Annotated in this window: 14 protein-coding genes and 1 pseudogene; 1 reads left to right on the top strand and 14 read right to left on the bottom strand. The window is 46.6% G+C overall.

Going from position 1 to position 12066, the window contains the following annotated elements; all coding sequences use genetic code 11:
- Positions 1-32: 32 nt before the first annotated feature.
- The 9 genes and pseudogenes from MHH48_RS24405 to MHH48_RS24445 all read right to left on the bottom strand — a co-directional run bounded on the left by MHH48_RS24405 (position 33) and on the right by MHH48_RS24445 (position 7272).
- Positions 33-1241, bottom strand: coding sequence for a hypothetical protein (locus MHH48_RS24405; RefSeq protein ID WP_076325208.1), 1209 nt, complete (start codon positions 1239-1241; stop codon positions 33-35).
- Between the two features lie 176 nt (positions 1242-1417).
- On the bottom strand, positions 1418-2953 hold the full coding sequence (locus MHH48_RS24410) for a HAMP domain-containing sensor histidine kinase (protein WP_076325209.1): 1536 nt from the start codon (positions 2951-2953) through the stop codon (positions 1418-1420).
- Positions 2950-3645, bottom strand: a complete 696-nt coding sequence (locus MHH48_RS24415; protein WP_076325210.1) for a response regulator transcription factor — start codon at positions 3643-3645, stop codon at positions 2950-2952. Before MHH48_RS24415 ends, MHH48_RS24410 begins: the two co-directional genes overlap by 4 nt.
- Positions 3646-3789: 144 nt before the next feature.
- Entirely contained in the window at positions 3790-4332 is a 543-nt protein-coding gene (locus MHH48_RS24420) for a histidine phosphatase family protein (RefSeq protein ID WP_076325211.1), read from the bottom strand.
- A 17-nt stretch (positions 4333-4349) separates the two neighbouring features.
- Positions 4350-5231 carry a class I SAM-dependent methyltransferase gene (locus MHH48_RS24425; protein WP_076325212.1) on the bottom strand — a complete coding sequence of 294 codons (882 nt, stop codon included), beginning with the start codon at positions 5229-5231 and terminating at the stop codon, positions 4350-4352.
- 33 nt (positions 5232-5264) lie between these two features.
- Complete coding sequence (locus MHH48_RS24430; protein ID WP_076325213.1) at positions 5265-5789, bottom strand: GrpB family protein; 525 nt, start codon at positions 5787-5789, stop codon at positions 5265-5267.
- 73 nt (positions 5790-5862) lie between these two features.
- Positions 5863-5981 (bottom strand): annotated as a pseudogene (locus tag MHH48_RS24435) (NUDIX domain-containing protein); the annotation flags it as partial.
- Positions 5982-6035: 54 nt separating this feature from the next.
- Positions 6036-6776 carry an SDR family NAD(P)-dependent oxidoreductase gene (locus MHH48_RS24440; protein WP_076325214.1) on the bottom strand — a complete coding sequence of 247 codons (741 nt, stop codon included), beginning with the start codon at positions 6774-6776 and terminating at the stop codon, positions 6036-6038.
- A gap of 19 nt (positions 6777-6795) precedes the next feature.
- The gene (locus MHH48_RS24445) at positions 6796-7272 is read right to left on the bottom strand and encodes a GNAT family N-acetyltransferase (RefSeq protein WP_076325215.1); all 477 of its coding nucleotides are present in this window, start codon (positions 7270-7272) and stop codon (positions 6796-6798) included.
- Positions 7273-7423: 151 nt separating this feature from the next.
- Here MHH48_RS24445 and MHH48_RS24450 point away from each other — a divergent pair, with 151 nt between their 5' ends.
- Positions 7424-7927, top strand: a complete 504-nt coding sequence (locus MHH48_RS24450; protein ID WP_076325216.1) for a VOC family protein — start codon at positions 7424-7426, stop codon at positions 7925-7927.
- Positions 7928-8005: 78 nt separating this feature from the next.
- On the opposite strand, the gene MHH48_RS24455 is transcribed toward MHH48_RS24450, so the two are convergent.
- The 5 genes from MHH48_RS24455 to MHH48_RS24475 all read right to left on the bottom strand — a co-directional run bounded on the left by MHH48_RS24455 (position 8006) and on the right by MHH48_RS24475 (position 11998).
- Entirely contained in the window at positions 8006-8449 is a 444-nt protein-coding gene (locus tag MHH48_RS24455) for a GNAT family N-acetyltransferase (RefSeq protein ID WP_076325217.1), read from the bottom strand.
- Between the two features lie 353 nt (positions 8450-8802).
- Positions 8803-9615, bottom strand: a complete 813-nt coding sequence (locus MHH48_RS24460; protein ID WP_076325219.1) for a class I SAM-dependent methyltransferase — start codon at positions 9613-9615, stop codon at positions 8803-8805.
- 64 nt (positions 9616-9679) lie between these two features.
- Positions 9680-10078 carry a DUF1801 domain-containing protein gene (locus tag MHH48_RS24465; RefSeq protein ID WP_076325220.1) on the bottom strand — a complete coding sequence of 133 codons (399 nt, stop codon included), beginning with the start codon at positions 10076-10078 and terminating at the stop codon, positions 9680-9682.
- A 63-nt stretch (positions 10079-10141) separates the two neighbouring features.
- The gene (locus tag MHH48_RS24470) at positions 10142-10915 is read right to left on the bottom strand and encodes a class I SAM-dependent methyltransferase (protein ID WP_076325221.1); all 774 of its coding nucleotides are present in this window, start codon (positions 10913-10915) and stop codon (positions 10142-10144) included.
- 189 nt (positions 10916-11104) lie between these two features.
- Positions 11105-11998, bottom strand: a complete 894-nt coding sequence (locus tag MHH48_RS24475; RefSeq protein ID WP_076325270.1) for a phosphotransferase — start codon at positions 11996-11998, stop codon at positions 11105-11107.
- Positions 11999-12066: the final 68 nt, after the last annotated feature.

The raw sequence follows: 12066 nt of genomic DNA on the forward strand, positions 1-12066 counted from the left end.
GTCGATGAGTAATAGTATGAAGCATGATATCTTTATTTAAAATCAATGACATGCGTCGCAATTAAAGCTTCTTTATCATCAATCGTAATTCCCAATCTTTTTCCAGTTGGACTCCAAGTCAGAGGATAGACCGGATGGGCCGCAGGATGCACCGCTGAATAATAGGGCGCCATCCAGCTTACTTTCCCGGAAGCCGTATCAAACACATACACGCCGTTCATCCCGCTTTCATTCTCCGAATACACATCGAAGGCTAATCTGGCAGAATCCGGCGACCAGGACGGGTAAGAAATCAGATTGCCTTTTCCGATAAGTGATCCTTGCAAGCTGCCGGCTGCGTCATAGATCAGTAAATTGCTGCTTGAGTTCCCTTCTGCGTTGGTTGCTGTGGAGACGGCAATGTACTCTCCATCCGGCGAGATGGTAAAGCTCCATACATTTTCAATGAGATGTACCGGCTTCGACTGCCCCGGTTCAACCACCTTAAGCACCTGGTTCACATCGGTATAATAAATCCGGCCTTTACTCGCTCCGAATTGGTTGTAAATTTCAACGTCCTCATCCTCAATGGCGGTGATGGTGTAAGTACCGTTCGTGGAAATGAGACGAATCTCCCCCTTGCCGCTCATGGAGCCTGCCGCAAGAACATAGGTGTCCGCATCGAGCCAACCGCCAATCTCCATGTAGTTGTCACCCTTTACCGGTATGCTCTTGCCGGTACTTAGATCCTTCATAAAATTGTCTGCCGTGTACTTATCCCTCCATTTCTGTATGAAGCTATGTTTACCGTCCGGCGAGACCTCTTCCTTGACTAGATGTTGGCCTGGATGCGCCGCTTCATCATTCGTGAGCTCACGCCGCTCGCCTGTGCTTACGTTCACCTCTTCGGTGGCGTACGCATATTTCGGTTCTTCCGTTGCAGTTGCTTCCTTGACCATTTTGGTGGTAGTGACCCTGACCTCGTTCTCCGATATCCACGTCTCTATGTTGGACGAGGCAATCCGGTGCGTCTGATTCACGATCACTTCCCGACCGGCCTTCCCGCTTGCCCCGTCAACGACCGTGAGCTTTCGCTCTCCCGGTGCTTTACCTCCGGCATTCGATACAGGCGGCTGGCTGGATTGACTGTTCCCCGGTTCCACGATCGTCAACCGATCCTGGGACTGGCAGGCCGCAAGGGCTGCAGCCACAGCAATGACAGACAGCAACTTGACCCCATGCTTCCCAAATCTATGTTTCATAACAGGTTTCCTCCTATGCATATCCCCCAAGGAGCTTCGGCAGCTGCAACTAATGTGTCATAACATGCCGCCTCTTTCCCTGTTGAACTCAGTATAGAATGCGAATATTTCGATACGATATCGAGCTTGTAACGAACTTGTAAACAAAGATATACCCTTTAAAAAAAAGCCCCGACCTATTCAAAGTCTGAACTTTCTTCTGTCGAAATAACCTCTGACGATTGTGGCCGATTCATCGGCAAGACAATCACAAACGTAGAACCACTGGGACCGGATTCCACAAGCTGAACGGACCCATTCTGCTTCTCAGCCAGATTGCGTACCAGGGCTAGCCCCAGCCCTGTCCCTCCGTGAACCCTGGAGCGGTCGCTGCTCACCGTATAAAACGGATCGAAGATCCGTTCCCTTGCATCATCCGGGATTCCGATTCCGGTATCACTTACCTTGATGATCATCCGATCATGGCCATGCTCATCCTGCTTCACTTCGTTCGAGAGCGTGACAGTTCCTCCGGGCCGATTGTATTTAATTCCGTTATCCAACAGATTCAGAACCATGTGCATCAGATTCTCCGGATCGGCCCATACCTTACCATCCGTTAGGGAGGGCTGAATCGCAATGTTAGTTTGCTCTGCCTTAGCTTCCAGTCGGGCTGCCGCCTCTTGCAGAATCGGCAGAAGCTCTACGTGCTCCGCATGGGTTTCGAATTCGTAAATATCCATGGACGATAACTGAAGCGCCTTCTCCACCAATCGATATAGACGCTGTGCTTCCTTGCTGATCTGTCCCCTGGCTTCCTCAAGCAGGGCTGGATCATCGCGATACATTTCAAGCAAATCCGCATAGGCCAGTATGGAAGTCAGCGGCGTTTTCAATTCATGGCTGATATTCCCGATAAACTGCTTCTGCTGCTGTTCCAGCTCCTGCAGCCGTTCGATGGCATCCAGCAGCTTCAGCTTCTCCTCCGTGAGCTGGCTCACCGAGGAGGAAATTCGCCCGCTCATCTCATATATGCCTTGCGCCAGCTCACCGAGCTCATCATTTCGCTTAACCGTCGGCTCGCTAAGATAGACTCCTTCGCCAATCTTCTGCGCAGCCTGGTTCAATCTGCTGATGACATGAACCTGCCGCCAGACGTATAGAAAACCGATTAAGAAGCCCGCGGCCAATACGGCAAGACCCGTCACGATAAACAGGTTCTGGATCCGATCATAGAAAGCATGCTGCTCAGCTAGCGATGCGTGGAATTGAATCGTTCCGATCGGTTTATCCATATTCCGAAGCGGAGCGAGATAAAGCAGCTGGTCCCCCTCGGTAATGTAGGCGGAACGCCCTTGCGCTGTGTGTGCAAGTGCGTCTTGTACATCCATTTTCGGCTGAAACGGAAGGGAAGTCCCTGTGAATGTACCATCCAGCTTATACAGGGTCACCGGCATGCCGCTCTGGGTTCCAAGATCAACCGCTAGCCGTTGACCGACATTTTCCATAAAATCATCCGGCTGGGTTTGAGGATTCGTCAAAAATTCCTGATGAACCCTGAGATTGGCCGCTTCGGCTTCATGGGCGAAGGATTGCTCCAGGCGCACCCGCTGATCCTCCCGTATCCCAGCAAGAACCAATGTGCTAAGAACAACAACAACGGCGATCAACAGCAAGGCGAGAAGAAGTGCGACTTTCCACTTTAAGCCGAAACGGACCTTTCTTTTGCTCATGATGGAATCTCCGTGCTTTTATACCCAATGCCATAAACGGTTTGGATCACTTCGTGCTGGTTTCCCAGCTTCTTGCGCAATCTCTGGACGTGAATATCCACCGTACGCGTGCCGCCGGCAAAATCCATATCCCATACCTGTTCAAGCAAGGCCTCGCGCGAATATACCCGTTCCGGATTCCGAGCCAGGAGAGCCATAAGGTCAAACTCCTTCGGTGTGAGCTCAAGAGGTTTGCCTTCAGCATGAATGGTGCGATTCAACAGGTTAATGGTAAGCCCGGATATTCGGATGACATGCTGTTCCGGGGCTTGCTGCCCAACTGTCTCAGGGGTGCGGCTTCTTCGGGACAATGCCTTTACCCTGGCGATGATCTCCCGCATGTCAAAGGGCTTTGTCATATAATCATCCGCACCAAGCTCCAGCCCGAGCACTTTATCCACAATATCGTCCTTCACCGTCAAGAGCAGAATGGCAGGACGCTGCCGATCCTCGAGCTTGCGACAAACATCGTACCCGCTAAGCTTCGGCATCATAACATCGAGCACCATCACGTCAGGATCAAACGATTCCACACGCTCCAGCGCTTCCTGCCCATCCCCTGCCGTCTCCACCGTATGTCCTTCTCTTCGCAGCGCATAAGCGACTGCGCTTGAGATACTAATCTCATCATCCACTACAAGTACCTTGGTCATTGCAGATACGACTCCTTTACTGGCCGATTACAACATTTACTAGTGCAATGATGGTACCGTATCCGGCATCATAATTCAACCTGGATGGGCTGCAGTACACTTCAACAGAAAAAGAGAACCCAAGGCTCTCTTTGATTTACCCGCTTATTTTTCAAAAATATACATGGCACCATTCCTGGGTTGTACAAATCCCTTTCCTCGGTAACCTCTTTTGGACAATTCCTGAGTCAGCACTTTCATGAATGCACCATGACTAACCACTAATACGTTGCGATTATGGTAACGTTCTTCGATCCAATCGATGATATGCCCAGCTCGCTCCAGTGTCTCGCTTCTCCGCTCCGCTTGTGAGCCGTGAGACAAATACCAAGCCAAACGCCCCATCAGCAACCACATATGGTAATGAAGCTTTAGATTTCCCAAAGGATGAATCGATTGGACCTCAATCTCTCTTAACCGATTCGTTGCGATGATAGGGCCTGTATATATCGTTTCTGCCGTCTGAATGGCTCGGGATAAATCACTGGATATACATACGTTCCACTCCGAAAAACCATAGTCCAGGTCCGATTGTTCAATTTCGGCGTTATTGTAAGCTTCCACCCAAGCATTAAACTGATTGGACGTCATCCATTTTCTATCGAGTTCATGTATAACTTTAAAATGTCTTACCAATCCAATTTTCATAGGGCTCCTTAGGTCGTTTATTCTCGACTAACCGTGCCAAAAGAAATCTTCATATTCGGCGCGTAAGTTAACCACGAATCGCTATCAAACACCTGAAACAGCTTAAGTTCGGCGGCATATTGGGCTTGTGCTTCTTCCACTGATAAACCTCTCTGTACCAACTGCTCCACTACCTTAACCGAATCCTCGAGTTCCTGCCCAATGCCTTCTTCCTTCAAGGACTGAAAAAGCCGATCTTTCTCTGCAGCGTCCATATTCTGGTCCAAAAAATTCACTTTGTCACTGACTCGGCACTCCACATTCCGTAATCCCAGCTGACTTAGGAATATCGGCAGCTTCATGCCGATGTTTCCGTCTTTTCCGCTATCTTTGGCGCTCTCTTCGTACAATTTCTGTAATATGCCTAGAGGGACAACTTCAGAATGCTGGATTTCATCAAATCCATAATTTGCCGTATTAGCAATCCAATGGGGCTCAAAACAAATGACTCGGCCACCGTCCAGTACACTATCGATCATTTTTTGAAGAATCATCCGAGGGTTTGCCATATGTAATAAAAATGCATGGCAGATCGCAACGTCATACTGACGATGCACAAACATGTCCTCAATATCTCCTTGGATGAATTCAGCGGAATAGGGCAGCTTATCAAACACTTCTCTTGCTTCCTTGATCAAATCTTCACCTTTGTCTATACCTGTATAGGTTGACCCTTCGGGTAATAGCGGGAGAAGCTTCACTCCAAGATACCCATAGCCACAACCATAATCCACAATGTTAACGGGGGCATTCAATTTCCAGACGTTCTTCACTAGAAACTCCAGGTAGTCATCGTTGTAATATAACCATCTGGTATTTCTCAAATATTCGATTTTAGAATCCCAGTAATATTCGGACATCATCTTTACTCCTTCCTTCAAGCATCAAGATTCCTAACTAACTCCGTCCGTATCAAGCCTTGCCTTATGGATCACTTCACGAATGAAATCAGCCTTGCCGTTGGTATAGGCCACGCGGTCATGTTTATATTGACTCTCAAGAACTTTTTTTAAGGTATAATACTGATCCCTTGTATCCGGATGGTTCATTAAATACTCCCTGAATAAAATCTGGTCGTTCCACTGTTGGCCTTGATACTTGTAAACATGAAGATGATGGGTCCCCGCCCGCCATTGCCCTCTACGAAAGAAGAGTCGCTCCGGAAACTCCGGTTTAAACACATATTCATACCCGATTCTGGCCAGATTCTCTATATATTGTTCATTTACTAGCGTTAAACTCAAAATACCAGCCATCATATCGATGGTCGGTTTCGATCCTAAACCCATCACCGACGTGCTCCCGATATGTTCGATATGGACATCAAGTCCCTTCAGTGCTGACTCAATTTTAGCTTTTTCCCGTTCGAACTCGTCTTTCCAGTCCGGATTGTATGGTGTTACAATAACTTCTTCCATGCGAATATTCCTTTCGATACATGATAGACCATTACGCAGCCCTTATATATTCCGTCTCAGCTTAATTTCAAACTCCGGCTTCCATCTGCCCACCTGGAAAAACCCACCCGTTACGGTCCTTCACCAACAATATTTCACCGCGTTCATTCTCAACCACGCCGCCTACAGCGACATATGTGTTGGCATCATCATGACAACAGCCCCCGATAGATAAGATATACTTCAATTTTCACAAGACAAGGCCCCTTAGATTTCGTTATAATTCACAATGCTTCCAGGTTCAAAATTCTTCTCAATAATATGTAGCAGATGCGCCCCGATTTCCTCCGTAGATAGCAGCTGTCCAGACTCATGCGCATTGGCGAAGGCTTTGGCCATTTCAAACTCCTGCTCATTTTTCCCTCTGGCCATTCTTTGCATATCCGTGTCCACCATTCCAGGATTGACCGCAATGATCTCCACCGGGTTCTGCCGGTTCCTTTGCTCGGTCCCAACACTCTGTGTAAACATATTGATCCCAGCCTTCGCCGTGCAGTATACGCTCATCGTAGGTGCTGGATATGTTCCGGAGCCAGAAGAGATGTTGATGATTTTCTTTCGAATGGAGAGCCCCTCCGTTTTCTTGATGAAGCAGGAAGTTAAGATCATCGGCGCAATCAGACCGATTTGCACATTCATATGAATATCTATCGCATCGCATAGTTCAATGGCCTTCAGTGGTTCAAGCATGGACGCATTATTGATAAGGCAGATCATATCCGCATGATCGGCATCAATCTCGTCAAACACTCTATCCACAAGCTCCTCCAGACCCAACGTATCGCTCAGATTATATACATGGTGATTGTATTTTAGATAGCTGCTCAATCTCTCGGACGTTCCTCTCGCGACCCCATGCACGACATGGCCCTTCTCTAGAAGCATGTGGGCCAACTGCTCCCCGATTCCTCTCGAGGTTCCCGTAATTATGAAATGGCCTCCACTCAATGTTTTAACCTCCGTTATTCTAAAAAGATAGCTTCATAATATATTCTTCCACTTCTTCACCACGAGCATGGGCATAGCCCTTATCTTCCCCCCAGATGATGAAGCCGTTTTTTCCCAGGATCCGAATCGAGGCGATATGATCTTTAACTGCGCGTGCATACAATGGACGGGTTTTGATATCTCTGATAAATAACGAAAGGGCTCTCGTCGCTATGCCTTTCCCACAATATTCGCGCCCTATCCAGTAGCTGACTTCGGGCTGACCCATATGTTCGAATAATAAAATCTGCCCGGCTACTTGTCCCTCATATAAAACGGTTTTCTTGATGATGGTCTCATCGCCTAAGATTTTGGCCCAATGCGCATCAAAAGCTGCCTTATCCGAAGGATCTTTCACTGTATAAGCCGCCATGTAGTTTGCCTCAGGGTCTTGTTGTTGCTCAAAAAATATGGCAAGATCGTCTTCGAACACATCTCGCAATAGCACCTCAATCATCACTAGTCACCCCAGTCGCCTATTGTTTTCTTCCATCGTCTATACCTAATGGATTTCACATAAGACATCCGTTATCCTGCAACCATCGCACAATTTTCTAACTGCATTGTTATGCGAACCCAAAAGTGGCAGGAATAAATCGCTTGAAATTATGAAGAATAGGGTCCAGAAGATTTCGCCAAACTTGTGGTTTGATCACCAAGTCGAGGAAGCAGCCCAGCATTACATCTCTATTTTTAAAAATTCGCAGATCGAGCGTATCACGCGTTACGGTGCAGAGAAGAATGACAATCATGAGTTTGCCGAAGGTGCGATCATGACTGTGGAATTTCAGCTGGAAGGCCAACATTTTGTCGCCTTAAATGGCGGTCCGCATTTTACCTTCAACGAAGCCATTTCATTTATTGTGCATTGCGAAACTCAAGAAGAATTGAACTATTATTGGGAGAAGCTGTCTGAGGACGGTGACGAGAAAGCCCAAGTATGCGGTTGGCTGAAAGACAAGTTCGGTGTATCGTGGCAGATCGTCCCGGCTAACTTAAGCGAAATGATAACCGACCCCGATCCGGCAAAATCGGAACGAGTCATGAAAGCTTTACTCCAGACGAAATCAAAAATTGACATGCATGTGTTACAGCAAGCCTACGAGGGGTAAGGAAGGCTGCCTTTAGGGTAGCCTTTCTTAACCGTTGAAAGCTCTCTATCAGATCGAGGCGGGACATTAGTGATTACATCATAACTCAAGTTCATGCGTGACTAGTTCATCATCCGCATTTTCCTTAAAACCTAAATTCTTATAAAATTCAGCTGCCTTGGGATTGTCCGTTTTCAAGACGAGTTTAGTATAATGGCTGCTCGCCATATGAATTACCGCATCAACCAACTTTCTCCCGGCTCCATGACGCCGAAATTCCTTTAACACATACAGTCTGCGGATCCTGCCGATGCTTCCGTCAGAATACGGATCACGATTTAACCCGCAAATGCCAATGACTCTATGACCAACTCGACATTCAAACAAGGCTTCATCTTCATGCTGAAACGTATTGATGCCCTCTTTATATTCATTCACTAGCCTATGGATATTCCTAAATCCTTCTTCCTTGCTTTCAGTCAGGAGCTCGGTGATGTCTACTGCACCCAGGTCGGAAACTTCGTGAACGATCATGTTGTTCATGGTATGTCCTTATCCCCTGTTTCCCTGCAATTTTTATTATTTTTGTGGAGTCTAGTATTTAAAAAAAGTATTCAGAATACCAACCGCTCGTAATTGATAATCCTTGTTATCTTCCGTATATATTTGTTCGACTCCCATATAAATAGCAGCATGTTTTATATGCCCTGACTTAAACCGGATTTCCTTCCCGGATTTACTACATTTATTTTCTATCCCTGTGTTTACGCACGTAATTCCATATTCCTTCGACAACCATCTGTTGTAATCGGCCTCATTGGGGCAGGTAACTGCTAAAATGATGAGAACCAGTACCAATATTGCAACCATTCTTCTAATTAATTTTTTCATACCCCTTATCGTTTCTGCCCAATATACAATAAATGAGATGAGACTCCCAGAATGCTTGGGTTCTCCGCTTCCCGGTAGATCAGGTTCATGACTTCTTGGAATTCCTCTTCCCCACGGGACCGCCAATAATCGAACTGCTCTGCCTTGAAGGAGCCTGCTATACTTGACGAACCTATCAATTTGATCGTCTCGAAGCCATGCGATTCCATGAACGGCTTAACGTCCTCCAAGTTATAATAATACGCACCGGTAAATCTTCCTTCATCGTTATGATTGAATATCCCGGTCCTAACAAATTCCTTAATGCTGCTGATATTATCATTCGGTTTCCATTGTTCCGGAAATGATAATGATGTCATCAGATGCCGAATCCGGGTCATGAATGCCACAAAGACGTAGCCTCCCGTTTGAGTAACGCGATACAATTCCTGGACAGCCGTAGACCGATCCTGCTCAGTCTGCAAATGGTATAACGGTCCCATCATAAGTGCACCGTCAAACACCTCATCTTGAAATAGGCTAAGATCGTTGGCATTGGCACGGTGAAACCCCTTGAACTGGCCTGTTAACTTGAATTCTTCGGCTTTAGCAGCCGCAATCTCGACTAATCTTGGCGTAAGGTCTGTTAAGGTCACATCGTAACCGTTCTTCGCTAATTCTATCGAATACTTCCCAGGTCCCGCACCGTTATCCAACACATGACCTTTCTCAGGCAGCATACTCAAGATATGATGCAAATTGACGACAAATTCAATGGGCTCCCTATCCAAGCGCCCCCATTCATCGAAGGCATTATAATAATCTATCACTTTGTTCAACTGATTCACCCCTTCACTTAATCGCCTGCTTGTAGAGCTGAACAACAACCACAATACTCCCTGATTACCCCTTACTCGTCACTTCAATCCATCTAACGATGACTTCTTTTAATTGTTCTTTCTTCTCCTCCAGATCGTTTAAATTATAAATCTTCACGATTGCCCGATCATTAGAGGCCCATTCCAATAGAGTATCCTCAGGCATGGCTCCCTTGATGTCATGAGTTTGAACTTTTGGCCCACAATGAAAAATGATGCGAAAGAAGCCTTTCCCTTGTAAATTCAAAGTGATTCGGTCTTCGCCCTGAACGCAGAAGCTGGGTGCATTCCATTTGATCTGCTCGGTTATCTGATCATCGACGCTTAATATGAAGCTTCTTACTTCCTCAATTTCAGCCTTTAATGGATGCTCAAGATGGTGAAGATACTCCACGACTTGTTCGTGACCTGTTAATTTTGCCATCCATAACTCCTCCTCATATACTAAGGCAATTGAAGGAACTCATTTTACCCAGGTGGAATTCATTCATAATTTCCTTGCTGTCAAGATCGGCTGATAGAAACCCGATTCCGAAGGCATATGCCATCTGATATCGGTGAATCCCGCTTCCTCCAATATTGCACTTAATTCCGTTCTCAATAAAGCTCTATAGGATGTGCTGTTGACTTCAGTCTTCCATGACCCATCAAGCTCTTGCATAATAAATTGGTTGGTTATATAGTGATTTCCAGCTTCAGCCCAATCCCAGACTTGAAAAACGATACGTTTTCCTTCATCCATAACTCGGGGCAACGTGGAGCGCTGTTGATTCTGCAGAATCTCGTCATAGTCCCTCATCGATATAATCAGTAGCCCCTTGTCTCTAAGCTTCTCATAGAAGTTCCGGCAAGCCACGCTTAATTCTTGGTCGTCCAGTAGGTGGGGAACAGCATTGTCAGCAGACAAAACGACATCGAATTGACCAGGAACATCCTTATCCAGCGTCCTGAAATCCGCGACTCCAAAATGAACATGTACCCCAAACTTGTCAGCTTCCCTCTTCGCTCTCTCAACCGAATTGGGGCTAATATCTGTTGCCGTTACAGTAAAATCATGCTGCGCTAATCCCAAAGCCTGTGTTCCTATCCCACATGATGCATCCAGGAGATCGATCGGACCCTCATGGCCCTCTGCGTATAACGAACGAATAAACTTATCGAAGAAAGCCCCCTGCCATTGAACCGTTTCAGGCCAATTCTTAAATATCAGGTGATATGTTTCCGATAGCTCATTGTAAAAATACAAGCTTGTGTCCTTCAACCTTATCCCCTCCTATGAACAAAGCATGTTTTTATGCGAGTATTGTTAATAATGTCGATCCAAATCTTAAACCGTCTCTGGGAGCAAGCAAGAGTCCAAAAAATATGGACTAACGCCTTTTCAATAAATTTGCCCACTATGCTGATAATCTCCTTGGATTTCAGAATCCTTAACCAAGTTTCGTCTGACTTAAGGCCCCTTACAAATATGTTCCACACGGTAGATGAACTCCCCTGCAAGTTCCAATTGTGAACAGGCGAATTCCATATCCCCGTGACCTGCAATGGCGTAATCCACGTTGCCAAGTGTAGACATTAATATGCGGGCGGACAGTGCAAATCCAAAGGCATCCCGGTCTGCCACAATGTCGGGACGGCTTATCATAAACCGGAATGTTGGCTCCTGCTCCCCTTTAAATAAAGCCAGATTTGCCACAAATGAAGCCAGATCCCAGTAACGAGGCATCAAGGATACATCTTCAAAATCCATCCAGAGCCAGCCCCTTGGGCTCGGCATTAAATTGCGGGCATGAGCATCGCCATGGCTGGGAACCAACAGCTGGGATTCTGCGCGCATCTGTTGATCTATTTCATAAAATTTGTGGATTAATCGTTGTATCCGATCATCCGGATGAGCGGATAATCGCGTAACCGATTGATGGATCCTGTCCCACACACCCAGAATAGGGAGTTCTCCGGTATATTGCTCCATGGCAAGGGTTAATGTATTCACTATGTTGACCGCTTCGCTCGGTGAAGGGAATGGGAGTGCTGTTTGAGGAATGTACTCCCAGAACGTCATCCAGTGCCCATCCAGCTCAAGTGGTCCTTCTTGCGAGAAATGCACAGGCAGCAGCACTGGAACTCCCTCCTCGTGAAGATGAGAAGCTACGCGCAGCTCTTGTTCAAGTTTCTTGCCTATTTGGGGATCTTGTTCGGGGGTAAACGCAGCAACCCGGGCAACGATCGGATGAGGGGCCAAGTGAATGATGATATTTCCTCCGCAGCTTAAGATCTTTGGCATAACTTCAGTCAGGCCGAAATTCGCTGCAGCAATTTGCAAGTGGGAACAAAGACTGTCCATGGCTGACAAGGCAGCACCTCCTTTAAACGGTAATAGCATCATCTTAAAGTTCTCATCGTCTACTTCAT

The organism is Paenibacillus sp. FSL F4-0100 (genome assembly GCF_037993005.1).
GTDB lineage: Bacteria > Bacillota > Bacilli > Paenibacillales > Paenibacillaceae > Paenibacillus_AQ.